Below are 25,434 nucleotides of genomic sequence, written 5' to 3'. Positions count from 1 at the left end.
TAATTGCGAACCAAAGAAAAGGCGCGACCTCGACGAGACCGCGCCTTTCTGTTTTGGAAGCGGGAGCTTACTTGCCCCAGATCTTCTTGTAGGCGTCGCGGTAACCGTTATCCGGGTCAAATGTGTTTTTCGGGCCGCCGTCGAACTCCACATTATCAGTCGTCACCACATGCAGCGGCGAGACGTAGCCCGACCATTGTTGGCCGGCAAACGCGCGGTTGAGTTCGTCAACCAACTGCCAGCCCTGGAGATTGAGGGGTTCGGCCACCGTCACCGACTGATACTGCTTTGCCCTAATGCGCTGATAGGCGCCTTCCGACCCGTCACCGGCGGCAACGCTCTTCGGAGCGCCATCGCCAGCAATCCCGGCAGCCGCCAGAGACGGTCCCATGAAGTCGAAGTAGATGTCGTTGATCGCCAGCGAGTGCGTCCACTTCTGGCCGTACTTCTGGAGAAGCGTCGTTGTCAGCTGCGGCATGCGCTGCGATGTTTCGGCGATCGGCGTGTCGACATATTCCAGAACGGTGCCGCCCAGCTTCTCGATCTCTTGCTTCATGCGGTCGGCCTTGGCGATGGCGATCTGATAGGTCGAGTCGGTGAAGATGATCACGCCGGGCTTGCCGCTGGCGTCAGCATAGGCGTAATCGGCGGCCGACTTGGAGACTTCCATCGCGTCTGTCGTGACGTTTGCGAAGACGCCAACGTCCGGAACCGGGCCGACCGCCGAGGCGGCATGCCACGACACCATCGGAATATTGGCCTTCTTGGCCTCCTCCATGGAAGGTTTCTGCTCGACCGCGTCGAAGCCAGCGATGATGATGCCGTCTGGCTTCAAAGTCAGGGCCTGGCCGAATGCCGCCGTGCGACCTTCAACGGATCCCGCACTATCGAGAACAGTCACGGTCCAGCCGATCGCGGTGGCGGCTTCCTGGACGGCGTTGGCAACGCCAAGAATGCCGCCATTCTTCATGTCGGCAGCTACGACAACGATCTTTTTGGCGTCTGCGGCCTTCGGGCCGGTTGTCGGGCCGTCCCACTTGTCGACCTTGGTGGCGTATTTTTCGACGACGGCCTTTGCGTCGGCCATGGAATCCGCCAGGGCGGGACCGGCCACCATCAGACCGACAAGTGCGACTGTTGTATTCAGAAAGTGCCTGCGTTTCACGTTTTCTCCTCCCATGAGATGTGACTAATGAATGAACTATGCGGATTTCGTTTCCGCCGGCTGATCGGATTTGGGGCGCAAAAGGCCCGCCGCACCACGGCGGCGCTGCGCATAGCCAGCAATTCCGATGGCGACGAGCAAGGTGACGCCATTGAAAAGTGGCTCGACGAAGAACGACCCGCCGAACTGCTGGATGCCGGCAATGCCGACCGCCAGAATGATGACGCCGATCATCGTTCCCCAGACGTTGACGCGGCCGGGCTTGATCGTCGTCGAACCGAGGAAGGCGCCGACAAGGGCGGGCAGCAGGTATTCCAGCCCGACGCTCGCCTGTCCGATGCGCAGCCGTGATGCGAGCAGGACACCCGCCACCGCCGAAAGAGTGCCGGAGACGATGAAGGCACCGATGACGTAGCGGCGGACCGGAATGCCATTCAAAGCAGCGGCCTTGGGGCTTGCTCCGATCGCATAGACGTAGCGGCCGATCGGCAGGTATTCGAGCACCAGCCACATGACGAGCGCCAGAGCGAGAACGTAGTAGCCGGTGATTGGAAGACCGAAGAGCATGGTTCCATTGAGCGCGTAAAAACCATCCGGCAGCACACCGATCATCTGCCGGCCGCCGGTATGCCACAGCGCGATCGCGTAGATGACCGTTCCAGTGCCAAGTGTTGCGATGAAGCTATCGATCCTGGCTACCTCGACAAGCAGACCGTTGAGCAGCCCCGTGACCGCACCGAGCACAAGCACGACGAAAACGGCGACCGGCCAAGGCAAACCGAGCATTGTCTGCAGGCTGATGGCAAGAATGTGCCAGAGGACGATGCCGTAGCCGATGGTGAGGTCGATACGGCCGCAGGCCATCGGGATCATCGCTGCCAGCGAAAGGATGGCGATGATCGTTTTGTTGGCGATGATCGAACGCAGGTTGAGAACGGTCGGAAATGTGTCCGGCAGCAGGATGGAGAACAGGGCGATGAGGACGACCGTCAATATCACCAGGCCGTAGACTGGTATCAGGCGCTGCAGCCTGGCCGTCCGGCTCAATCCCTTCAGGTCGACCTTGGTCGGTTCAAGCGCGTTTGATTGGATGGACTGCATGGAATGTCCCCTATGTCAGGCCGCTTCTGAAGCGGAGGCTGCCGCGATGACGGCGGACGTTGTCAGGCTCTCGCCTGAGAGTTCGCAGACGATTGCGCCGCGTGAAAAAACCAGAGCCCGGTGGCAGATATGGGCGATCTCCTCGAAATCGGTGGAGATGACCAGGACAGCAAGCCCGGCTTCGACGGCCGATGCAATCAGGCGATATATGTCGGCTTTTGCGCCGACATCGACGCCGGCGGTCGGATCCTCGGCGATCAGAAGCTTGCGCCCGGTGGAAAGCCAGCGGCCGACGACGACCTTCTGCTGGTTGCCACCCGAGAGCGCTTCGATGGCGAGAGCCTGGTCATTCGGCCTGAGCCCCACGGAGTCGCCGATTGCCGCAGCCTGCGAAGCCTCGTTTGCCGGCGACAGGAACTTGAAGAGGCCGCGCCCGGACGCAGCTGGATTGAGGAAGGTGTTCTCGCGGATCGACAGCGACATGGCGACGGACTCTTCCGTGCGATCACGGGCGATGAGGCCAACGCCCGAGGCGATCGCCGTTACCGGACTGGAAAGGTCTGGCGCTGCCCCATGAATTTCGACGCACCCGACGGACGGCTCGCATCCGAACAATGCCCGGCCGATGAGCTCTTGACCGGCACCGCGAAGCCCTACCAGACCAAGCAGTTCGCCCTCGCGCATCTTAAAGGAGATCGGGCCGGCACCGTTGCAGGCCAGGCCCTCGACGGACACCAGGGTCCGGCCTGCCTTTCCCTGCGCTTTCGCAAACAGCTGATCGGCCTTCCGGCCGACGATCATGCGGATGAGCTCGTCAGGGTTGGTCTCGCTGACAGCCGTTTGACCGACGAGCCTCCCGTCGCGGAGCACCGCCACCCGGTCCGCGATCCGGAAGATCTCGTCCAGTCGATGCGAAACGTAGATCATCGCCACACCCCGCTCCTTCAAGGGGCGAATGGCGGCAAATAGCCGTTCGACCTCGTCGGCCGGAAGACTGGCTGTCGGCTCATCGAGCACCAGAATATCGGCTTCAACAGCCAGGGCGCGGGCGATTGCGACGAGCGACTTTTCGGTTCGGGTCAAATTCTGGACACGCGTTGAAGGATCGAAGTCGCAGCCGACCAGCCTCAGCGCATCGGCGGTGCGTCGTTCTGTGGCTGCCCAATCGATCAAGCCACGACGTTTCGAAAAGCCCTGCGCCAGCCCGACATTTTCGCCAACCGTCATCCATTCGATAAGACCGAGATCCTGGTGAATAAAAGCGACGGGCTGGCGCTCGTTCGGCTTTGGCGGCCTGTGGTTATATGGCTGCCCGCGCAACAGGATGTGGCCTTCGTCAGGCCTATAGATGCCCGCCAACGTCTTGATCAACGTCGACTTGCCCGCGCCGTTCTCCCCGAGCAGCGCCAGAATTTCGCCCCGGCGAAGGCCGAGAGACACGCCGGTCAGCGCCTTTGTGCCACCGAAATCCTTGGAGATGCCACGGAACTCCAAAAGCAGCTGTTCGTCCATTCGCTCCTCCCAAGCGCATTTGAAACGAGCTTATGTTATCGATAACATTTTTGTCAAGCACGCTCAGGAGGTGATCTTGGCGATCGTCCAAGAATCCAGTCGCACCGCGCAAGCAACAAGGTTTGTTGTTGCGCCTGTCCGCTCGCCCTGGCGAGTTGCAACAGGCGAGCGCGGACCGAAGCGCCGACGTTTCTGATTTCTTTAGCCATTGGCAGTCAGCGCCTCGAGATATGGGCGGATCACCATGCCGACGCCACCGCGCTCCGGCACGACCACGCTCTTGCCCTTTAGGTCGCGGATCTTTCGGACGCGATCGGTCCCGAACAGCTCAAAACAGCCGATGTGAAGTTATGAGCCCCCGCTCCCGGCGGAGAGGGAGCGGGGCGGCGAAATGCCATTGAGCTCGGCCTCGCCGCAGGCGAGAGCCGGCTCCTACACAACCAGTCGTGACGCCACTACAAGACGGAATTCACCGTGGGACCGAAAGCAAGGGCGGCATCACGCTCTGCAAAAGCGAGTTTACCGCCAGGTCTTCTCAGCAGACGCATAGTTTTCTCTCGCTAGCGGTGCAGACTAGGCGTATATTTTTTGACCGTTACGGAAACTAAAAATCAAGCATTAAAGACCTTTTGCTTGAAGCAAGGACTGCTCTGCCTTCCTACTTGCTTTGGCGTTCACAGGCGCGTGTTTCTCTTTTTGAAATAGTCTTCCACGAGATTCTGACGGGTATTTTTCCGTCTTATGAGAGAGGAAGCGTTCCGATGCACATCATGCAGAACCGCCGCTCTTTCCTGGCCGGTGCAGCGGCAGTTGGCGTCGCTGGCGCTTTAGGCACCGCGACACAGGGCTGGGCCGAACCACTACCGGAAACGACCACCATCCGCTTCGGAAAGATCAGCGGCATCTGCATTGCGCCACAGTATGTCGCCGAGGGCCTGCTGCGTTTGGAGGGATTCACCGATGTCCGCTATGTCAGGGCGGAACCAGGCTACGGCACGTCCGAGATGATCGCGCGAGGAGGGGTGGATTTCAGTTTGAATTTTGCTGCGCCCCTTGCCGTTGCGATCGATGCAGGTGACCCGATCGTAGTGCTGGCGGGCGTGCATCCTGGGTGCTTCGAACTATTCGGAAACGAAAGTATTCGCAGTATGACAGATCTGAAAGGCAAAACCGTAGGCGTACAGGGCCTGGGATCAACGCCGCACGTGTTTTTGACCAGCATGGCTGCATATGTCGGCCTGGACCCACAAAAGGACATCCGCTGGGTGACCGATCCAGCCGTCAGGCCGATGGAGCTTTTCATCAATGGAAAAGTCGATGCGTTTCTCGGCTTTCCCCCCGAGCCCCAGGAACTGCACACTCGCAACATCGGCCACGTAGTCGTAAACAGTACCACCGATCGTCCCTGGTCGCAGTACTTCTGCTGCATGCTGGCGGGCAATTCGGACTTCGTTCGGAACAACCCTGTCGCCACCAAGCGCGTGTTGCGCGCCATTCTCAAGGCAGCAGACCTATGCGTCGCTGAGCCACGGCGCATCGCGCGACAGATCGTCGATGGCGGGTTCACCGCCAACTATGATTATGCCCTGCAGACGATGAGCGAGGTGCCTTACGGAAAATGGCGCGAATACGACCCCGAGGACACGATTCGGTTTTACGCCCTGCGGCTACATGAATCAGGCATGATCAAGTCGAGCCCGCACGAAATCATCGCCAACGGTACCGATTGGCGCTTCCTCAGCGAGGTGAAACGCGAGCTGAAGACATGAGGAGGTGGCCCGCGCAGATTGTGATGTTGGTTTTGCTAGCCGGGCCAGTGCATGCGCATGATGCATCGCACGATCAGCGCTTGCCGACTATCGGAGCGGCGCCAGACTTTACACTGACGTCACAGGGCAGTGTACCTGTCTCACTCCGCGAATTTCGCGGCAAGGTGGTCGCCATTGCGTTCATCTTTGCTTCCTGCACCGATATCTGCTCGATGCTGACCGACAACATGGCGCGTGTGAAGGACGCGCTGGGCCCTGTGTTCGGGTCACAGATCAATTTCGTTTCGATCACTGTAGACCCGGAGCGGGATACGCCCGAGGTGCTGAAACAATACGCGCAGAATTTCGACGCCGATGTGAAGGGTTGGGTGTTTCTTACCGGCGATCCGGCAACGGTCCATGAGATCGGCCGGAAGTACGGCGTCATTGCGATGAAGACAGCAAACGGCGACATCGACCATACTCTGTTGACGTCTCTCGTAGACCGCAACGGCAGCTTGCGCGTGCAATATGTGGGCGCCAGCTTTGATCCAGAGGAGTTCCGAAGTGATCTTCTCAGCCTCGTGGATGAATCCCGGTAACGTCGCCAGTTGGCTCGTCGGCTGCGTGGCGCAGTTGCCGGCGCGCGTCCAAACAAAGCTTTTGGTCGCATTCCTGTCGATCGTCGGAATGCTGATCGTGCTCGGGGGAGTCGAATTGCGCGTGTTGAGCGGCGTCAACGATCAGACCACCGAGCTAATCAAGTTGCAGCGCAGGATTGCGGCCTACCGCCAGGTCCAGCACGACACAACGAACCAACTCTACAGCATCGCGACCGCACTTTTGCTGCAAGACAAAAGGATGCTGGATGCAGCGTTGCGCCAGCTCAGCCAGTTCGGATACGACCTCGACCGCATGGAGTTCGTCACCGAAAGTGAAGTGGAACTGCTCGGCGAGGTCCGGCTGGAATATGACCGGTTTACGGCTGGCGTAACGCGCGTCGCAGAGCTTATCCGCACCGGCCGCACAGACGAAGCGCGCAAATTTCAAGTCGACCAGATCATGCCGTCGGCCGATCGGCTCGAACGGCTGACGAACCAGCTCGTTAATATTGCCGAGGCCGATATGGTGACATCCATCGAGGCGACGGAAGGAGCCTACAAAACCTCGCGGCTGGTCGTGGTCTTCTTTATTCTGGGCAGTATTCTGCTGGCACTGGGTCTCGGCTACGTCATCTCCTGGTCGTTGATAGAGCCCGTCATGAAGATCGAAACGCGTCTGCGTCAGATAGCCGCCGGCGACTTTGCCCAGCAGGTCGCGATCCGCAATCGGGACGAGCTTGGGGTGCTCGCGGACAATGTCAACAACACCTCTGCCCAGCTCGGGCGCCTTTACCAGGAAATTGAAACCCGTAATCGAGAGCTGACGGAATCGCTGGAGCGGCAGATGGCAACTAGCGCAATCCTGCGCACGATCGCTGCCTCTCCGACCGACATTCAGCCCGTCCTGAATGCCGTTGCCGAGAGCGCGGCAAAGCTCTGCGATGCCTACGATGCGGCCATACTTCTTAAAGACGGCGAGTCATTGGCATGGAGAGCTCATTATGGTTCGATTCCGATCGACTTCCCCAACTGGCCGATTAGTCGCGACTGGGTTTCCGGTCGCGCCTTTGTCGACAGACAGACCGTGCATGTAGACGACCTCACCGCCGCGGGCGATGATTTCCCTGCGGGCCGAGAAATGGCGATGCGGCTTGGCCATCGGACCACCCTCGCCGCCCCGCTCCTGCGGGAAGAAGAAGCCATCGGAACCCTGACGATCCGCCGCGTCGAGGTTCGGCCCTTCAACCGCAAGCAGATTGAACTGCTCACCACCTTCGCCGATCAGGCGGTGATCGCGATTGAAAACGTGCGCCTGTTCCAGGAGGTCCAAGCGCGCACAGCCGAACTCGCACGCTCTGTTGCCGAGTTGGAGGCGCTCGGAGAAGTCACCAAGGCCGTCAATTCGACGCTTGATCTCGACACGGTGCTTCGGACAATCGTTGCAAAAGCCGTGCACCTATCCGACACGGATGCGGGCACTATCTATGTGTTCAGTAGCAGCAGGCAACAATTCCGCCCGCGTGCAACTTACGGGATGAGTGACGAGCTGGTTGCCGCCATTTCTGGGCAGACAATTGGATTGAATGATCCGGGGATCGGCGATGCGGCACGGCGCCGCGAGCCTGTGCAGGTTCCCGAACTCGGCGAAGGAACCCCCACTCAGAAAATCATCCGCGAAGCCGGATATCGCAGCGTGCTGATTGTGCCATTGCTCAGGCCGGATAAGATCGTTGGCGCTCTCGTGGTCAGGCGCCGTGAACCCGGAGAATTTGACGAAAAGGTTGTCCACCTGATGGAAACCTTCGCCGCACAGTCGGTCTTGGCCATCCAGAACGCCAAGCTGTTCCACGAGATAGAGGTTAAAGGTCGAGAGCTAGAGGCGGCGAGCCGCCATAAGTCTCAGTTTCTCGCGAACATGAGCCACGAACTGAGGACACCGCTTAATTCGGTTCTGGGCTTCACGGAGCTGCTGGTTGACGGTATTTACGGTGAGCTTCCGGACAGAGCAAGGGTGACTGTGGCACGGGTGCAGGCCAACGGCCGGCACCTATTAGACCTTATCAACGACGTGCTCGATCTTTCGAAGATCGAAGCAGGGCAATTAACACTGGCGCTGGACGACTATTCCCTTGGGCAGATCGTACGAACCGTAGCCGCCGCTGTCGAACCGTTGGCGCGGGAGAAAGGCCTCGCGTTCACCGCGTCGGTCGCAGAGAATCTTCCCGCGGGCCGCGGTGACGAGCGCCGCCTGACCCAGGTCCTGCTGAACATTACCGGCAATGCTATCAAATTCACCGAGGCGGGCTCAGTCGACATTCTTGCCGCGGCAACCGATGGCCACTTCGAGATCGCCGTGAGGGATACTGGCCCAGGTATCGCGCTGGAAGACCAAACACTCATCTTTGAGGAATTCAAGCAGGTTGACGACAGCAGCACCAGGCAAAAGGGCGGCACGGGTCTCGGTCTGGCAATTTCGAAACGCTTTGTCGAAATGCACGGCGGAACAATCACCGTAGTGTCATCGCCCGGTGCCGGTGCGACATTCCGGATGACGATACCAATCGATGCAGAGGAGCGCTCTGAAGCGGGATGAGCAAAAGGATTCTGATGGTGGAAGACACCGAAGACAACAGACAGATCGTGCGAGACCTCATCGCTACCACTGAATACGAATTGATCGAGGCCGCAGATGGCATCGCCGGCGTGACGGCGGCCGCGGCGCAGAAGCCGGACTTGATCCTTATGGACATCCAGCTGCCCATGATGGACGGATACGAAGCGACTCGCCACATCAAGTCCAACCCGGCACTCCGGCACATACCGATCATTGCCGTCACCTCCTACGCATTGTCGGGTGATGAGGCCAAAGCCCTGGCTGCGGGATGTGACGGCTACGTCGCCAAGCCGTTCAGCCCGCGCCAGCTTCTGGCAACAATCCGCGAATTCCTGTCTTGAGGGAAACCACACAATGCACGACCCGCCCCTCATTCTCGCCGTCGACGACACACCGGAAAATCTCGAAATCCTGCAGATGCGCCTCAATGCCTGCGGCTACGAAGTGGTGACCGCCGCAGACGGTGAAGAGGGTCTCGCCAAAGTACACGACCTTAAGCCTGATCTCATCCTTCTTGACGTCATGATGCCGAAGCTAGACGGTATCAGCCTCGTGCGCATGCTCAAGCAGGACGTTTCGCTGCGATCGATTCCGGTCATCCTCGTAACGGCCAAAGCCGACACGCGCGATGTCGTCGAAGGATTGGACGCTGGAGGCGACGACTATCTGACCAAGCCGTTCGAGCATCACGCGCTGCTGGCGCGCGTCCGATCGATGCTGCGGCAGAAGATGCTTCACGACACCGTCGAAGAGCAAACGCGGAGCCTTCAGGACCAGGCGGCACGGTTGGCAGCATGGAACCAATCCCTCGAACAGCAAGTGGCGGAGCAGGTCACCGCGATCGAGCGGATGGCTCGGCTCCGACGGTTTTTACCCGCTCAGGTCGCCGATCTCATTGTTGCGGCCGAGAATGGCGACACGCTTCTCCAAAGTCACCGCCGCGAAGTGACGGTCGTTTTCTGCGATCTGCGCGGCTTCACGGCCTTCTCCGAGACCGCAGAGCCGGAAGAGGTCATGACGGTCCTTCGAGAGTATCATGCATGTCTTGGCAGCCAAATCGTCCGGCACGAGGGAACTTTGGAGCGCTTTGTCGGCGACGGCGTCGTTGTTTTCTTCAACGATCCGCTACCCTGCATTGACCATACTGAGCGGGCAGTCTCGATGGCTACAGCGATGCGCGATGCCATTGATGAGCATTCAGAGCGGTGGCGCAAACGGGACTTTGTGCTTGGCTTCGGCATCGGCATTGCGCGGGGCCACGCGACCATCGGTCGGATCGGCTTCGACCAGCGCTCCGACTACGCTGTCATCGGCACCGTGACCAACCACGCGGCTCGATTGTGCGAGGAAGCCAGGTCCCGTCAGATCCTCGTCAGTCAACGCGTCTTTTCAGCTGTCGAACCGTTGATCGAGGCTGTTCCCGTCGGCGATTTGCCCCTGAAGGGACTTCACCGACCTATGCCTGCCTACGCAATTGTTCGGTGGCTTGGACCGTCATGGTGATGATGAACCTAGGTAGCCGGGGATGGCCTTGAATTGACCGACCAATGCGTGGTGTCTGCGGTCGTGTCTTCGGCAATTGAACGGCGATCGTTTGGTGCGAGCCGGACGTCAGCCAAGCGATTATCAACTTCCGCTATCCATCGACTGCGGTCTTCTTACTCGGGCACAATGTACGACAGCTTCTCGCCAACGCCAGTAATCGGCAACTACGATTAGAACTGAAGCGTCGTTGTAAGTTGGTCCACAATTGCGCTTTAAATGTCGAAGGATTGTGTCGCCGCTGAAGGGCATGCCTAAGAACTTAGCTTGGCTCGACTTGTTTGGGCGATAGCAGACATTCAACGATCCGGATCGAGGTCTCGAGCTGACCCTTTGCTGCCGTTCGAGGTTGATCCGAGGAACGTACGGTATGTGCTAGAATGCGACCCGAAGGCGGAATGCGACAGACGCACTGCGAGGGGCGGTGTGATCGAACGGGGAATTCGTGCGACCGAGAGCCGCCGTTATGCTCTTGGAAGGGGAGACGAGGACGATGCCGACACCACAGCAACCCAGTCTAATAGTTCGACAGAAATCCCCACCGAACATCGAGTTTCCGTTTGCGTCGCTCTCCGATTGGCTGATCCCAACCGAGCTGTTCTTCGTGCGAAACCATTTCCCGTCGCCGGACCTCGATGCGCGCGACTGGCGATTGCGCGTTGGCGGGGCGGTGGAGCGGCCGATCGAACTTGACCTCGACAGCATCAAGGCGATGCGGAGCACGACTTTCACCGCCGTCGTCGAGTGCGCAGGGAACGGCCGCGTCTACTATGTGCCGCCGAAGGAGGGGTTGCAGTGGCAGAATGGAGCCGTCGGCAATGCCGCGTGGACAGGTGTTCTTCTGCGCGAGATTTTGGAAATGGCGGGCGTCAAGCGAACCGCAGGTGAGGTTCTGCTCGCAGGCGCCGACAGCGGCGTCGTCGACACGAACAAGAAAACGGCTTCTCCCGGCCCCATCGCTTTTGCGCGCAGTTTACCGCTTGAGAAGGCCATCGCTGACAGCACGATCCTTGCCTATTCGATGAACGAGGAGCCGTTGACGCGCGATCACGGCTACCCGTTACGCGCGGTCGTGGGTGGCTGGTTCGGCATGGCTTGGGTCAAGTGGATCACTGATATCACGGTTGTGGAGCAACCGTTCCTTGGCTACTGGCAGGCGCGCGACTATTTCCGTTGGGAGCGCAGCCTCGGGGAACCCAGGCTGGTCCCCCTTGCGGAGATGGAGGTCAAAGCGCAGATCGCGCGTCCTGTACAGGGGGCGCGTCTCATCGTCGGCCAACCGTATCGGATTTTCGGAGCCGCCTGGAGCGGAGAGGCTGTTATCCGGCAGGTGCAGGTCTGCACCGGAGATGGCAGGGGCTGGCGCGAGGGAAGGCTCCTCGAAACAGAACGTCCCTTTGCATGGCGCCTGTGGGAGTACATGTGGACCCCTGAAGAAGTGGGGCGATATATACTGCGATGTCGCGCGATCGATGGGGCGGGATCCGTACAGCCCGACCTCCAGCGTTCCGACTGCGAGAGCTACGCGGCCAATTGGATCACTCCGGTGGAGGTTACGGTCGTTCCCGAGCCACAGACGTACGAGGAGGAATTCGTGATCTAATCACTCGCATGGGGCGGAATGGCGTTCTTTGGCGCAACCGCGACCTCCAGGGTCGTCGCCGCCAACGTCTGCTTTTCGGACGTGGCGAAGCTGGTCTCTACGGCCGAGACGGCGCGAAGCCGTCATTGAACACATTCGCGAATCTCCGCACTGGACCGGGCAGCGGACGAGCTTTCAAAGGTCTTGATGGGAACAATCCAGAGAGCCCGTCATTCGGCATCTGGCTTGCAGTTGAAGGGAAGCGAACCATCGACCCGGACATTCGAGATGCTAGGATAATAATGCTACGTGGCCTTACCACATTGCTCGTAAGGGCTGCGGTCGCCCGCCGTGATCAGTCGAAGGCCTAGGCTGTCCAGTCCTCGACACGTAGGCCAGGCGCGCGATCAAACTCACGCCGATTATTCGTGACCAATATCAGCCCCCGCGAGCGCGCGTGACCGGCAATTAACTGGTCGTAAGGTCCGATCGGGGTGCCGCCGCGTGCAAGTTCGGCACGCAACTGACCTGTATGGCTTGCGGCCATCTCGTCGTATGGAAGTACCTCGAGCCGTGCGGCAAAGCCTTCGACGACCGAGAGATTCCGCTCTGGAACGGCTGCCTTCGAACCAGCTCCCAAACTTCTCCGGCAGGGGCGATAATCCTCGTGCGTCCAACGGCAAGGTCAACGCGCTTTACATCATCAGGAAGGGCGACGGCCTTCGGTCAACATCAACATTTCGGCCGATTTGCATTCCAGATGTACGTCGTACAGGCGTACACATTCAATGACGTGTAAGTCGATGAGGCGTACAAAGCGGTCTAATTTCTAAGGCAGGAGGCGACTATGCTTGCTTTCAAAGACATCGATATCGACGAGCCGAGCAACGCGCGGATGAATTTCCGTACGAAGCCTCGTATCAAGGATGCCATTCACCGGGCGGCTGCGCTTTCTGGCATGGACGATTCCGCCTTTACGATCAATGCAGCCTACAAGTCTGCGATCGAAACGATCGCGGCCCATGAAGCGACCGGTCTTAAGGCTGTCGATCACACGGCATTTTTCGAGGCTCTCGATAACCCGCCTGCGCCGACGAACAGCCTGAAGGACGCTTTCAAGCGTCATCGCGAGACTGTCGTTTCCAAGTAATGGCAGAAGACGTACAGCCGAAACGCCTCATCGAGCCGCTCGATCCTTCCAAACACGATCGGGCGGCTTTTTCGTGTGGCGTTAGCCAAGTCGATAACTTTATCAAGAAGACGGCCAACAAGCTCACGAAGGCAGATCATCTTCGTGTTTGGGTGCTGACGGCGGAGGACGAGCGCTAAAGGGCACAAGCTCGTGTCGGATGCTGGTCCCGCCACACCGAAACCACTGGAGGTTAGGATGAAGCATTACCTGACGTTCGCAGCAGCATTTTCTATCGTCGGTCTGAACCTTGCTCTTCTGCAGCCGGTCGCAGCGATTGAGACCAATCCGCTGCTCGTTCCCAGTCAGCTGCCATACCGCCGCTTCCTTTTGATAAGATCAAAGATACAGATTGGGAGCCTGCAATTCTGGAGGCGATGCGGCTCGACGCTGATAGAACGGAGGAGATCTCCGAAAATCTGGAACCGCCGACGTTCAACAATACAGTATTGGCTCTTGAGCAATCAGGAGCATTGCTCGGCCAACTCAACGAAGCGTTCTACATGGTCGTTGGCGCGAACAACAACGACGTGCTCGAAAAAAACAGAGAAGGCAGTTTCCGAAAAGTTCTCCGAGCACCAATCGAAGCTCCTACGGAATCCAAAGCTATTTGCGCGGATCCAAGCCGTTTATGACCAGCGCAAGAAGCTCGGGCTCGATGATGATCAGGTTCATTTAGTCGAAAGATAGAAAGATATTTTGATCAATTTTCAGAATCTGGCGCCCGTCTTTCACCTGAGGCTAAAGGGCAGCTGACAGAGATCGAAAAGAAGATCGCGGCACTGCCCTCTATACGCCAGGCTTGGTTTAAAGCCCACCGGAAAGGAAGCACTTCCGTAAGAAGCTATAGACCGCGGGATTGGCGCCCGCGGCAGTACCTTGCTACCCGGCCGTCGGCTGGACGTCCATCTTTGGCTTCGGCGCGATTCCCCATAATCGCGCCTGCCAATTCCGAAAATCATGCGGCCTTAGAAGACAGGCTGGACGTTCTATACGCGATGAGATCTTCGATCGTGATTAGATGAAGACCGTGTTTTTCAGCAAACACTTCCAGCTCGGGTAGCCGAGCCATCGTTCCGTCGTCGTTTGCCACTTCGCAGATCACTCCGGATGGTGAAAGACCAGCAAGCCGGGCAAGGTCAACCGCCGCTTCCGTGTGGCCCGGACGAGAGAGAACACCGTTTGGATGGGCTCTCAGCGGGAAGATATGTCCTGGACGCGCAAAATCCTCGGGACGAGAACCGTCAGTGACGAGGGCCCGAACGGTCGCTGCGCGATCGGCAGCAGAAATCCCGGTTGTTGTTTCTGGGATATAGTCCACGGACACGGTGAACGCCGTTTTGAGCACTTCGGTATTGCGCGGAACCATCAGGGGAATATCGAGCTCGTCGAGCCTTTCGCCTTCCATCGCGACACAGATGAGGCCACGTGCGTAGTTCATCATGAACGCGATCGATTGAGGAGTAATTGCCTCGGAGGCAATCACGAGATCCCCTTCGTTTTCGCGGTCGCGGTCATCGACAACAACGACGATCTCGCCACGCGCAATCGCGGCGATCGCATCATCAATCTTGGAAATTGCCATTCTCTTCTGCCTTTCAAGGGTTGCCGCGGTGAGCGGCGAGCATGGCCTTTAACAGCCACAATTTTCCCTTGGGCGAACAAGCATACAAGTCGTCGTCAAACACGACGACCCCTGCGTTGCTCTCTTCCATCCGGACTATGACCGTCGGCTCCGGCATCTCACCGGATCTGCTGACCCTTCGCTTTCGCGAAGGCGCTCGCGGGCTCCGAGTTGCCTCGATACCGCCGGTGGGGAATTACACCCCGCCCTGAGAACATGCGTAACATAGACATTCACTGCATCAGTTCGCAAGAGGAACGTCGCGATAAACTGGCGAAAACTTCCTTCCCGCCATAAACGCACCGTTCCTCATCTTCGAACGGGGCTAGGACATGATCAAGCCACCATCAACATTGATCGTCTGGCCGGTGATGTAGGTAGCATCGTCGCTAGCAAGGAAAGTGACGAGGCCAGCGACGTCCTCGCCCGACCCAGCACGCTTCATAGGAATGCCTTCGACCCATTCCTTCATCAGTTCTCCAGGGCCATAATTGCCGAGAAGTTTGCCCCAAGCCTGATCGTTGTAGGCCCACATGTCTGTCTCGATGATGCCCGGGCAGAAGGCGTTTACGGTGATGTTTTCCTTTGCAACTTCTTTGGCGAGACTTTGAGTGATGCCCACAACGCCCATCTTTGAAGCAGCATAGTGTGGGGTGAAGATAAAGCCGTCGCGTGCCTGACCCGACGCCGTATTGATGATACGCCCACCGCGTCCATGCTTGCGCATCCGCAAAATCGCTTCCTGGGCACACAGGAAGACACCCTTGGTGTTAACTGCCAGAACCTTGTCCCATTCGCCTTCGGTCATATCCTCGATACGGGCAATGGTAATGACACCTGCGTTCTGAATGGATACGTCGATCCTGCCAAATTCCTTTTCCGCTGCGTCATAGAGTGCCTTAACGCTGGCCTTATCTGTCACGTCTCCGACAAACGAGATAGCTTTGCCACCATCCGCCTTGATCTGCTCAGCGACGGCATGGACCGAGTCTTCGTTGGCGGAAACCACGAGGTTGGCTCCTTCTCGCGCGAACCGCTTGGCAATTGCAGCACCAATACCGCGGCTTCCACCGGTGATGACGACGGTTTTGTTTTCGAAGCGTCTCATAGTCTTTCCTTCTAATTGTCTGACGATGTTGAAGCTCAAAGAGGCAGCCGAAATTCGTCAGGCCGTCTTCAGGAGGCGGCCAGAATGATCTCGGCGAAATCTGCAGCCTTCAATGATGCGCCTCCGACCAAGGCTCCGTTCACGTTGGCGACCCTGAGGATATCGGCAGCATTTGAAGCCTTTACCGAACCCCCATAGAGAATTCTCACCTCACGACCGTCCTCGCCAAGACGCTCTTCCAGCATGCGCCTGATGGAAGCATGGATCTCTTCGATCTGCTCCAAGGTCGGAATAAGGCCAGTTCCTATCGCCCAGACGGGCTCGTATGCAATTGCAATGTTGGAGCTTGAGGCACCAGCCGGAATTGACCCACGCAGCTGCCCATCGATGATCTCAACCGCCCTTCCCTCGTCACGCTCACTGCGGGTCTCACCCACGCAAATGATTGCCGTCAGTCCGGCCTTGTGAGCCGTAGTCACCTTGCTGGCAACCGTAGTGTCGGTTTCAAGATGTAAGACGCGACGTTCGGAGTGGCCGATAATGACGAAGCGAGCACCCACATCAGCAACCATTTCCGCTGAGACATCCCCAGTATACGCACCTGAAATATGCGCGTGGCAGTCCTGGGCGCCGATTGCAATGTTCGAACCATTGGATCGCACAGAAGCCTTTTCGATCAGCGTGAAGGGCGGGCAGACGACGATATCGCACGCCGCCGTGCCCGTTGTTCCCTTCAGCGCCTCGATCTCAGCCAGGGAGGAAGCGAGACCGTTCATTTTCCAGTTGCCTGCTATAAGCTTTCTCATGGCATCACCAGCAGCAGAAGCCACCGTCGACGAGGAGATCGACGCCGGTGACGAAACTCGCGGCATTCGACAGCAGGAACACGGCTGGACCCACCATCTCATCGACCGTTGCCATGCGCTGCATCGGTGTCTGCTCCTCAAACAGCTTAGTCTGATGAACCATCTCCGGGCGCGTGTTCATAGGCGTCGCAGTGTAGCCAGGCGAAATCGTGTTGACGCGAATCCCGCGCTCAACCCATTCCATCGCCAACGACTTCGACATATGAATCACGCCTGCTTTGGAGGCGTTGTAGTGTGCCTGGCTCAGTCCCCGGTTGACGATCACGCCAGACATGGACGCAATGTTGACAATGGCACCTCGCCCGTTCTTCAGCATCGCGCGAGCCTCGGCCTGGCAGGAAAGAAAGACGCCCTTGAGGTTGATGTCCATCAACGTCTGGTACTGGTCCTCCTCCATCTCTTCCGCGGGATTGGCGTTGGCTATACCAGCCGCATTGACAGCAAGTTCCAATGGGCCCAGTTCAGCCTCTGTCCGCGCAACAGCGTCGCCGAGAGATGATCTGCTGGTGACGTCGGCCGCGATTTGTAGTGAGCGCCGACCGGCAGCCTGAATGAACTTGGCTGTATTGGCTAGACCATCATCTGTGCGACGATCAAGCAACGCGACGTCTGCACCGCACTGCGCAAGACCAATAGCAATACGCTGGCCAATTCCGCTTCCTGCGCCGGTTACGAGGGCAACCTGGCCGCTGAGATCGAATAGCTTTGGGGCGTTCAGAGAGATGTCGGGCATCGCTCTTCCTTTCTATAAGTGCATTGTTTCGTCTATTTAGATTGTCGCTAGCTCCATGACGGAGACATCGTTCGCCTCGTCACGGTTGAGAATTCCTGCCTGCTTGCCCTGCGCGAGGACCAAGATGCGGTTCGATACACCAAGAACTTCCTCGAGGTCCGAGCTCACGACGATGACCGCAACACCCTGTTTGGCGAGATTTGCAATGATGTCGTAGATACCCGCGCGGGCGCCGACATCGATGCCCCGGGTGGGTTCGTCGAGGACAACGACCTTCGGATCGCGCATCAACCATTTTGCGATGACGACTTTCTGTTGATTGCCGCCAGACAGGTCGGAGGCATACTGCTCCACACGACCTTTTACGCCAAACTTGGCGACGGCCTTTTCCGCAAACGAACGCTTTGCGCTTGGCGTGATCCAACCACCACCCAGCTTGTCCAGATTGGCGTAAATTATGTTCTCGCCGATCTTGTGCCCGACGACCAGCCCTTGATCTTTGCGATCCTCGGGAACCATGACAATACCCTTGGCAATCGCGTCAGCGGGGTCGCGCAGTTTAAGTTCCTTGCCTTCGAGCTTGATCGAGCCAGCGCCGATTGGATCCGCTCCAGATATGGCACGAACCAGTTCTGTACGACCGGCTCCAACCAATCCTGCAATCCCGAGGATCTCGCCCGCCTTGACATCAAAGGTCACGTCGCGGAACGAATTTTCAGGCGAACTTAGACCCGAGACCTGCAGCACCGGCCGGTCGGTCGGTACTGGGAGCGTCGGAAACATCCGTTCCAGCGAACGTCCGACCATACTTTCGACGATGGTGCGCACGGGCGTGGAGCTGTCAGCAAATTCCTGTACGCGCTCGCCGTCACGCAGCACGACGATGCGGTCGGTGATCTTCTTGATCTCCTCCATGCGGTGAGAGATGTAGATGATGCCGACGCCCTCCGAGCGTAGCTTTCGGACCTGCTCGAATAGTGCCTCGGTCTCGGCGCCGCCAAGAGCAGCCGTCGGCTCGTCGAGGATGAGCAGCTTGGCATTGAGAGCAAGTGCCTTGGCGATTTCGATGAGTTGTTGATTTGCAGTGGAAAGTCCTTCGACCTTCCGTGTCGCCGGAATGTGCAGGTTGAGGCGGGCGAGCTGTTCTTGGGCGCGGCGAACCATCTGTGCACGATCAACAACACCGTTCTTCATCGGCCAACGGCCAATGAAGACGTTTTCTGCAATGGTGAGCTGTGGCAGGAGTTGCAGTTCCTGATGGATCAGGACAACGCCCTTGTCGATTGCCTCTCTTGGGGTAGCTGGGGCATAGGGCTGCCCCAGCCAAGTCATCGATCCTTCGGATGGCGTGCGCGAGCCGGCGATGATGCCGGAGAGCGTTGACTTTCCCGCTCCGTTCTCGCCGAGAAGTGCAACCACTTCGCCGGGGTAGACATCCAGGCTGACATTCTTCAGGACCTGGAGCGGTCCGTACCGCTTGGAAATGCCTCTCAGGGAAAGAACCGGATCAGTCATGGCACACCTCCTCAAGATCTCAACGCTGTTACGGATGGTTGGCGATGAAGCCTGCAACGTTTTCCTTGGTCGTCAGCGTGGCATCGAGGAGCTGTACTGGCGGCACCTTTTCTCCAGCAACAAGCTTTGCGGCGTTTTCGACCGCGTCGCGGCCCATCTTCTGTGTCTGCTGTGTGGCAGTTACGTCGAAGACGCCCTTGCTCAACGCTTCAAGGGCAGCAGTATCGCCATCGAAGCCGCCGACCACGATCTTCTGCGAAGGGTTGGCGACCTTAATCGCCTGAGCGGCACCGAGTGCAAGTGCGTCCGCTTGCGCAAAGACGATTGAGACGTCAGGATTTGCCTGAAGCATGTTCTGCATGATCTGGAAGCCTTCGTCCTGGCTCCAGATGTTCGAATACTGCTCGGCAACGACCTTGACATCCGGATTTGCCTTCAGGGATTCAGCGCAACCCTTGGAACGGTCGACTTCCGGCGTCGTGCCCTTCTGGCCGTGGATGATAACCATCTTACCCTTGCCGCCAGCCTGCTTGAGGATGTAGTCGCAGACGTTCTTCGCGGATGCTACCGAATCCGTTGCCAAGAAGGTGTCGCCGGGCGCACCGTCGGCGTTTCGGTCGACGTTGACGACAGGAATGCCCGCACTCTTGGCCAGTTTGACTGGAACGGTTGCGGCGGCAGCGCCTGCCGGAATGTAGATCAATGCGTCGATGTTCTGGGTCAGAAGGTCCTGGATCTGGTTGACCTGTGTTGGGCCGTCTCCCTTCGCGTCGACTGTTACGACTTCGATGCCACGCTTTTTGGCCTCAGCTTCTACCGATTGCTTAATTTGGTTGAAGAAGTTTGCCTGCAAGTTGGCGACGGCCAAGCCTACTTTCTTTAGTTCAGCCGCATGAACGGGGCTGAGCGCGAGACCGAGCAGGGCAGCAGACGCGAGCATGGTACGTGCAATTTTCATAGTAGTTCCTCCGTTGTTGGATAGGACCCTCGGGTAACACCTCCCCCTTGGGGTATTGATCCGCCCCACGCGTGGGGCGGAATTCCTAAGGCCGCAGAACTGCGGCAGCTGTCGTCAGGCGCGACGCCGACGAATGGTCTCTGCACCGACTGCAAGAACGATGACGATGCCGATGATCACCTGCTGCAAGAACGGCGAAACGTTGAGAAGATTGAGGCCGTTGCGAAGAACCCCGATGATAAGGACGCCGATAAGCGTGCCACCAATGCCTCCGGCGCCTCCTGAGAGTGAGGTCCCGCCAATTACGACCGCTGCAATGGTATCCAGCTCATAGCCGAAACCACTGGAGGGCTGCACCGAGTCCAGGCGTGCAGCAAGTACGATACCTGCGAGACCAGCGAGGACCGCGCTTACGACGTAGACGCCAATCGTCACGAGCTTGACGTTGATACCAGCGAGACGTGCTACTTCCGGGTTTCCGCCGACCGCGTAGAGCATTCGTCCTTCCGAACGGAAGTGCAGAAAGAGCCAGGCCACGAGCACGACGGCAAGCATCAGGAATACGGTCGCCGTGAGAATTCCAAAGTGCCGGTCGATCGCCAGCATCATGAACCAGTCGGGAAAGCCAACGATTTGCTGGCCATCCGTAATCATGTTCGCCACGCCGCGTGCAGCGGACATCATGGCCAGAGTGGCGATGAACGCCGGAACTCTGAATTGTGTCACAAGTAGTCCGACGATCAGCCCTGAGACAGCTGATGCAATCAGGCCAAATACGATCCCTATCGGGAGCGGCAAACCAGCGACGTTGGCCGTCCAGCCCATCACCATCATCGCAAGGGCGAGCACTGAGCCGACAGAAAGATCGATGCCACCAATCAGGATGACGAAGGTCATCCCGACAGCCATAATGCCGAGGACGGTGATCTGATCGAGAATATTGAGACCGTTCCGAACGGAAAGAAACGCTTCGGTGCTCAAGCTCAAAAAGATGCAGAGCGCCAGCAGGCCTACAAGCGGACCGGTAGCTCCCTTGAGCTTACTTAGCCAGTTCCCGGACGAAAGTCGCTGTTCATGGATATCGAGCGCCACCATCGTTCCTCCCTAGATCTAGGTTGGTAGCCAATAATCGTTCAAGTGCGCATAAATATTCACACCTGCTGGAAAATTCATTAACAAGTTGGTTAAACGGTGTCAACTTGTTTTAGACGCACTCATGTTTGCAGGTGACTGCTCGAAGGGCTTGACTAAATCGGCTATTGTGCAAAAATATTGATATGTGAATATTTATGCACGAGAGGAACCCATGGATATCCAAGAGCTCGAGCGGAAAGCTCGCGAGATAAGATTGCGTGATCTTCAGGCGGTCGTTGAAGCTGGCGCCGGTCATATCGGCGGCGAGATGTCGGTCATCGACATTCTGACGGCCCTCTATTTCCGCGTCCTGACGATCTGGCCCGACCAGCCAAAGCATCCGGACCGCGACAGGTTCGTCCTTTCCAAGGGTCATACGGCATGCGCTCTGTACGTGACCCTGGCAAAGCGGGGATTTATCCCGGAAGATGAAATTTCGACGTTTCTGAAGCCGCACTCCAGACTGAACGGTCATCCGAACTGCAACAAGGTTCCGGGAGTCGAGACGAATACTGGTCCTCTGGGCCACGGCTTGCCAGTTTCAGTCGGCATGGCGAAAGCCGCCAAGCTCTCGGGCGCGAAGTATCACACCTATGTCGTCACCGGCGATGGCGAGATGCAGGAGGGCTCCAACTGGGAAGCGATAATGGCCGCCGCCCAGTTCAAGCTGGACAACCTCACGCTCGTTGTCGACCACAATAGGTTCCAGCAGGGCGCGGCCTTGGCAGATACCAACGACCTTGCACCCCTTCGCCCGAAGCTCGAAGCTTTCGGCTGGGAGGTCACGGAAGTCAACGGAAACGCTATGAGCGAGGTCGTCTCAGCGCTCGAACATCGCAGTACGCGGCCGCATTGCATCGTTGCCCACACCAACAAAGGTCATGGAATTTCGTTCATGCAGGACAAAGTCGACTGGCATCACAAAGTTCCGAACAAGGAACAGTACGAAATTGCTTTGGCAGAACTATCGGAGGCAGTGTGATGAACGCACCAGTAGCCACACCAAAGCTCTATGATTGCCGCGACGCCTTCGCAGCGACCCTCGAGCGTCTGGCAACAGAGAATGAAACTATTGTCGCGGTTTGCAACGATTCCGTGGGTTCTTCGAAGCTCGGGGGCTTCAAGTCGAAGTTTCCGGACCGTCTGGTCAACGTCGGTATCGCGGAGCAGAACATGGTCGGCGTTGGAGCTGGCCTGGCAAACGGTGGCCGCCTTCCCTACGTTTGCGGCGCATCGCCCTTTCTCACCGGACGGTCGCTCGAGCAAATCAAGGCTGACATCTCCTACTCGAATGCTAACGTGAAGCTCGTTGGCATTTCCTCCGGAATGGCCTACGGCGAGCTCGGCCCAACTCATCATTCTATCGAGGACTTCGCTTGGACCCGCGTCCTGCCTAATCTTCCGGTGATCGCGCCCTGCGACAGGATTGAGACCGCCGCAGCGGTGGAATGGGCAGCGACCTATGCGGGACCGTGCTTCCTGCGGCTGTCACGCGTTGGCGTTCCGGATCTCCTGCCAGAGGGTCATAAGTTCGAATTGGGCAAGGCAAATCTGCTGCGTGAAGGTTCGGATGTCACGCTCATCGCCAATGGCACCCTGACCCATCGCATCGTGAAAGCCGCAGAAATTCTTTCTGAGCGAGGCGTCAGCGCCCGGGTGCTCAATCTTGCCACGGTTCGTCCAATCGACGAGGACGCGATCATTAAGGCGGCCAATGAAACCGGCGCAATTGTAACGGCCGAAGAACATTCCATCTTCGGCGGACTCGGTTCGGCCGTAGCCGAAGTGGTGGTCGACAACGCTCCGGTCCCAATGAAGCGTCTTGGAGTACCGGGAATTTACGCGCCGACCGGGTCGGCCGAGTTCCTGCTCGATGAGTTTGGCATGGCCCCAACCGCGATTGCCGACGCCGCCCAAGTCTTGATCAAGCGCAAGTAGCCTGGACGCAACTACCAAACCGGGGCGCCGTCGTCCCGGTTCATGTAATTCGGAGGAAATTATGCAGGCTATTCTTGCGATCGATCAGGGCACAACCAATTCTAAGGCGGTGCTCGTCAGTGAAGAGGGAGAAGTCGTCGCCAGAGGCTCGGCCCCTGTCGGAATCTCTTATCCTAAGCCTGGCTGGGTGGAGCAGGACCCTAGTCGCGTCTACGCATCCGTCTGCGAGGCCGTGGAAGCCTGCCTGAAAGCGGCACCTGAGATCACGGTGGTGGCAGTCGCCATCTCCAATCAAAGGGAGTCAGTTACCGCGTGGGATGCAGAAACGGGTGATCCGCTTGGGCCGGTCGTTAGCTGGCAGTGCCGACGCACTGCCCCAGACTGCGAGCGTCTGGTCGCCCAAGGACGTCTTGATCGCGTGCAAGCGCTCACCGGTCTTCCGCTTGATCCAATGTTTCCAGGTTCGAAATTTCGGTGGCTCCTCGACCGCGTGCCGACGGCTCGCCCTGTCCGGTTGGGAACAATTGACAGTTGGCTCATACATTGCCTGACCAAAGGACAGCGGCACGTCTGTGACGCCTCGAATGCGGCAAGAAGCCAATTGTTCGATCTCAAGCAACAGAAATGGAGCGAGGAACTCGGTGAGATCTTTGGAGTCGATACATCGCTTTTGCCCGAGGTGCTGGATAGCTCGGCGGATTTTGGAACGACCAAGGGGCTTCCGGGGATACCAGACGGCACTCCCATCAGGTCCGCAATCGGTGACAGTCATGCAGCGCTGTTCGGTCACGGAGCATTCAAGCCTGGGGACGGTAAGATAACGTTTGGAACGGGCTCGTCGGTAATGACGACGCTTCCGCGCTTCATTGCGCCCAAGAACGGCGTCACCACAACCGTCGCGTGGCGAATCAACGGAACACCCACGTTCGCTTTCGAGGGTAATATCCTCGTTTCAGCAGCCAGCCTACCTTGGATGGCAGGCATTCTTGGCCTGCCAGATGTGGCAGCGCTCGTCGATCTGGCGGAGACAGCAGAGCCGGGCGGACCCGGTTTCGTGCCAGCTTTTGTTGGATTAGGTGCACCTTACTGGAACTCTGATGCTCGAGCTCTATTCTCGCAGATCAACTTCAGCACGACGCGTGCGCAAATGGCACGTGCGGTGACAGACTCGATCGCTTTCCAAGTCAACGACGTGATCACGGCGATGCGGACGCAGAGTGGCGGAGAGCTTGGCGCCCTTTATGTGGACGGTGGTCCCAGCCAGAATCGGTTCCTGATGCAGTGCGTCTCGAACCTCGTCGAACATCCAGTCATTCAATGCGAAGCCCCGGAAGCATCAGCACTTGGCGCCGCCTATTTGGCGGGCCTATCCTTGGGGCTATGGCGTGACCTCGCTGTCATCGAGAGACTTCCCAGAACCACACAATTCATCACGCCGATGACGGTCGATCGAAAAGACCTTCTCAATACCTGGAATGATGCGCTTCACCGCTCGACTGGCCGCCAAACACCGGCTACATGTGAATAAAAATTCACACCGGATCAGCAATGTCTCGCCTAAACGAACTTCGGCTTATTTCGCGAGTTGCCCAGATGTACCACATCGAGGGACGGCGGCAGGCGGACATCGCAGAGCACCTCCGCCTGTCCCAGGCCACAGTGTCCCGTATGCTGAAACGGGCAGAAGCGGAAGATATAGTAAGAACAAGCGTCATACCGCCCATTGGCACCTACAGCGAACTCGAGCAGGCCTTGAGAGAAAAGTACAGCCTCCCTGAAGCAGTTGTCGTCGAGTGCTCAGAAGACAGAGACGGCGCTATCATGGCACGTATCGGTGAAGCCGCAGCTCATCTTCTCGAAGTAACGCTTGCGCCAGGAGAGATTATCGGGGTTTCGAGCTGGAGCCAGACCATCTTTAAGATGGTGGAGAACATTCATCCCCAAAAGAGTGCACAGGCAAAGTACGTCGTCCAAACCCTCGGTGGCATGGGAGATCCCTCCGTACAAACGCATGCGACGCAGCTGACGACTCGTCTTGCTCGTTTGACCGGCGCCGAACCAAAGCTGTTGCCCGTACAGGGTGTGACATCGTCTCGGGAGGCGAAGCTGCTTATGCAAGCCGATCCGTTCGTCAGGGAGACAATCGACCTTTTCGGTAGCATAACGCTCGCGATTGTAGGCATCGGCGCCGTCGAGCCGTCCGAGCTTCTCGCGCGATCTGGCAACATCTTCTCTTCGCGGGAACTTGCCGATCTAGCTGAAGCTGGGGCAGTTGGCGACATATCCCTTCGGTTTTTTGACAAGGAAGGAAAGGCCGTGAAAACCCCGTTAGATGAACGGGTGATGGGATTGCCACTTGAGGACCTACACCGCGTGGATCGCGTTATAGCCTTGGCGGGCGGATCAAAGAAGACCGCTGCAATAGCTGGTGCCCTTCGAATCGGAGTCATTGACACTTTGATCACAGACAAGTTTACAGCTCAGCGACTGGTAGCTTAAGCAC

General features: G+C 58.0%; 22 protein-coding genes, 3 pseudogenes and 1 riboswitch. Of the genes and pseudogenes, 13 read left to right on the top strand and 12 right to left on the bottom strand.

The genetic code is table 11. The features are described 5' to 3' along the window. Positions 1-67 precede the first annotated feature (67 nt). Genes NBG89_RS21925 through NBG89_RS21915 form a run of 3 tightly spaced genes read right to left on the bottom strand, consistent with a single transcriptional unit; the run spans position 68 to position 3,778 of the window. On the bottom strand, positions 68-1,165 hold the full coding sequence (locus tag NBG89_RS21925) for a substrate-binding domain-containing protein (RefSeq protein ID WP_431324213.1): 1,098 nt from the start codon (positions 1,163-1,165) through the stop codon (positions 68-70). 36 nt (positions 1,166-1,201) lie between these two features. Then, positions 1,202-2,266, bottom strand: a complete 1,065-nt coding sequence (locus NBG89_RS21920) for an ABC transporter permease (RefSeq protein WP_431324212.1) — start codon at positions 2,264-2,266, stop codon at positions 1,202-1,204. Between the two features lie 15 nt (positions 2,267-2,281). Next, positions 2,282-3,778, bottom strand: a complete 1,497-nt coding sequence (locus tag NBG89_RS21915; protein WP_431324211.1) for a sugar ABC transporter ATP-binding protein — start codon at positions 3,776-3,778, stop codon at positions 2,282-2,284. A gap of 629 nt (positions 3,779-4,407) precedes the next feature. Here NBG89_RS21915 and NBG89_RS21910 point away from each other — a divergent pair. From NBG89_RS21910 to NBG89_RS21885, 6 genes are all read left to right on the top strand, one after another. After that, positions 4,408-5,547: an ABC transporter substrate-binding protein gene (locus tag NBG89_RS21910; RefSeq protein ID WP_431324210.1), complete on the top strand. Its 1,140-nt coding sequence runs from the start codon at positions 4,408-4,410 to the stop codon at positions 5,545-5,547. A gap of 23 nt (positions 5,548-5,570) precedes the next feature. After that, complete coding sequence (locus NBG89_RS21905; RefSeq protein WP_431324209.1) at positions 5,571-6,128, top strand: SCO family protein; 558 nt, start codon at positions 5,571-5,573, stop codon at positions 6,126-6,128. Continuing rightward, positions 6,094-8,721, top strand: a complete 2,628-nt coding sequence (locus tag NBG89_RS21900; RefSeq protein WP_431324208.1) for a GAF domain-containing protein — start codon at positions 6,094-6,096, stop codon at positions 8,719-8,721. Before NBG89_RS21905 ends, NBG89_RS21900 begins: the two co-directional genes overlap by 35 nt. Beyond that, a complete protein-coding gene (locus tag NBG89_RS21895; protein WP_431324207.1) occupies positions 8,718-9,083 on the top strand; it encodes a response regulator in 366 nt (121 codons plus the stop codon). The genes NBG89_RS21900 and NBG89_RS21895 overlap by 4 nt, the downstream gene beginning before the upstream one ends. 13 nt (positions 9,084-9,096) lie before the next feature. Further along, positions 9,097-10,245 (top strand): response regulator, encoded by a 1,149-nt coding sequence (locus NBG89_RS21890; RefSeq protein WP_431324206.1) that lies wholly within the window; start codon positions 9,097-9,099, stop codon positions 10,243-10,245. A 532-nt stretch (positions 10,246-10,777) separates the two neighbouring features. Further along, positions 10,778-11,887: a sulfite oxidase gene (locus NBG89_RS21885; RefSeq protein WP_431324205.1), complete on the top strand. Its 1,110-nt coding sequence runs from the start codon at positions 10,778-10,780 to the stop codon at positions 11,885-11,887. 346 nt (positions 11,888-12,233) lie between these two features. Here the strand turns inward: NBG89_RS21885 and NBG89_RS21880 are convergent. Further along, positions 12,234-12,491, bottom strand: a pseudogene (locus NBG89_RS21880) (PIN domain-containing protein); the annotation flags it as partial. After that, positions 12,454-12,592: pseudogene (locus NBG89_RS21875) on the bottom strand (AbrB/MazE/SpoVT family DNA-binding domain-containing protein); the annotation flags it as partial. The pseudogenes NBG89_RS21875 and NBG89_RS21880, both read right to left, overlap by 38 nt. 121 nt (positions 12,593-12,713) lie before the next feature. Here NBG89_RS21875 and NBG89_RS21870 point away from each other — a divergent pair. The 3 genes and pseudogenes from NBG89_RS21870 (at position 12,714) to NBG89_RS21860 (ending at position 13,690) form a co-directional block, all read left to right on the top strand. Continuing rightward, positions 12,714-13,016: a DUF1778 domain-containing protein gene (locus NBG89_RS21870; RefSeq protein ID WP_431324204.1), complete on the top strand. Its 303-nt coding sequence runs from the start codon at positions 12,714-12,716 to the stop codon at positions 13,014-13,016. After that, positions 13,016-13,183 (top strand): annotated as a pseudogene (locus NBG89_RS21865) (GNAT family N-acetyltransferase); the annotation flags it as partial. The gene NBG89_RS21870 and the pseudogene NBG89_RS21865, both read left to right, overlap by 1 nt. Before the next feature lie 249 nt (positions 13,184-13,432). Then, positions 13,433-13,690, top strand: a complete 258-nt coding sequence (locus tag NBG89_RS21860) for a hypothetical protein (RefSeq protein WP_431324203.1) — start codon at positions 13,433-13,435, stop codon at positions 13,688-13,690. A 323-nt stretch (positions 13,691-14,013) separates the two neighbouring features. Here NBG89_RS21860 and ribB read toward each other — a convergent pair whose 3' ends face one another. The 7 genes from ribB to NBG89_RS21825 all read right to left on the bottom strand — a co-directional run bounded on the left by ribB (position 14,014) and on the right by NBG89_RS21825 (position 20,954). Beyond that, a complete protein-coding gene (gene ribB, locus NBG89_RS21855; protein WP_431324202.1) occupies positions 14,014-14,640 on the bottom strand; it encodes a 3,4-dihydroxy-2-butanone-4-phosphate synthase in 627 nt (208 codons plus the stop codon). A gap of 114 nt (positions 14,641-14,754) precedes the next feature. Further along, positions 14,755-14,899: riboswitch (FMN riboswitch) on the bottom strand. A gap of 105 nt (positions 14,900-15,004) precedes the next feature. Then, positions 15,005-15,787 carry a glucose 1-dehydrogenase gene (locus tag NBG89_RS21850; RefSeq protein ID WP_431324201.1) on the bottom strand — a complete coding sequence of 261 codons (783 nt, stop codon included), beginning with the start codon at positions 15,785-15,787 and terminating at the stop codon, positions 15,005-15,007. A 68-nt stretch (positions 15,788-15,855) separates the two neighbouring features. Continuing rightward, positions 15,856-16,593, bottom strand: a complete 738-nt coding sequence (tpiA, locus tag NBG89_RS21845) for a triose-phosphate isomerase (RefSeq protein ID WP_431324200.1) — start codon at positions 16,591-16,593, stop codon at positions 15,856-15,858. 4 nt (positions 16,594-16,597) lie between these two features. Continuing rightward, complete coding sequence (locus tag NBG89_RS21840; protein WP_431324199.1) at positions 16,598-17,386, bottom strand: SDR family oxidoreductase; 789 nt, start codon at positions 17,384-17,386, stop codon at positions 16,598-16,600. Between the two features lie 36 nt (positions 17,387-17,422). Then, positions 17,423-18,901 (bottom strand): sugar ABC transporter ATP-binding protein, encoded by a 1,479-nt coding sequence (locus NBG89_RS21835; RefSeq protein ID WP_431324198.1) that lies wholly within the window; start codon positions 18,899-18,901, stop codon positions 17,423-17,425. Between the two features lie 28 nt (positions 18,902-18,929). After that, complete coding sequence (locus NBG89_RS21830; protein WP_169684291.1) at positions 18,930-19,859, bottom strand: sugar ABC transporter substrate-binding protein; 930 nt, start codon at positions 19,857-19,859, stop codon at positions 18,930-18,932. 114 nt (positions 19,860-19,973) lie between these two features. Beyond that, positions 19,974-20,954 (bottom strand): ABC transporter permease, encoded by a 981-nt coding sequence (locus NBG89_RS21825; RefSeq protein WP_431324197.1) that lies wholly within the window; start codon positions 20,952-20,954, stop codon positions 19,974-19,976. Between the two features lie 211 nt (positions 20,955-21,165). On the opposite strand from NBG89_RS21825, the gene NBG89_RS21820 reads away from it, so the two are divergent. The 4 genes from NBG89_RS21820 (at position 21,166) to NBG89_RS21805 (ending at position 25,430) form a co-directional block, all read left to right on the top strand. After that, the gene (locus NBG89_RS21820; protein WP_431324196.1) at positions 21,166-21,975 is read left to right on the top strand and encodes a transketolase; all 810 of its coding nucleotides are present in this window, start codon (positions 21,166-21,168) and stop codon (positions 21,973-21,975) included. Beyond that, complete coding sequence (locus NBG89_RS21815; RefSeq protein WP_431324195.1) at positions 21,975-22,931, top strand: transketolase family protein; 957 nt, start codon at positions 21,975-21,977, stop codon at positions 22,929-22,931. The genes NBG89_RS21820 and NBG89_RS21815 overlap by 1 nt, the downstream gene beginning before the upstream one ends. A 61-nt stretch (positions 22,932-22,992) precedes the next feature. After that, on the top strand, positions 22,993-24,459 hold the full coding sequence (locus NBG89_RS21810; protein ID WP_431324194.1) for an FGGY family carbohydrate kinase: 1,467 nt from the start codon (positions 22,993-22,995) through the stop codon (positions 24,457-24,459). A 20-nt stretch (positions 24,460-24,479) separates the two neighbouring features. Further along, entirely contained in the window at positions 24,480-25,430 is a 951-nt protein-coding gene (locus tag NBG89_RS21805; protein ID WP_431324193.1) for a sugar-binding transcriptional regulator, read from the top strand. Positions 25,431-25,434: the final 4 nt, after the last annotated feature.

The sequence above is a fragment of the Rhizobium sp. YTU87027 genome (genome assembly GCF_050644135.1).
GTDB lineage: Bacteria > Pseudomonadota > Alphaproteobacteria > Rhizobiales > Rhizobiaceae > Rhizobium.
Note: the sequence above shows the minus strand (reverse complement) of the source record. Positions and strands in the feature narration are given on the sequence as shown.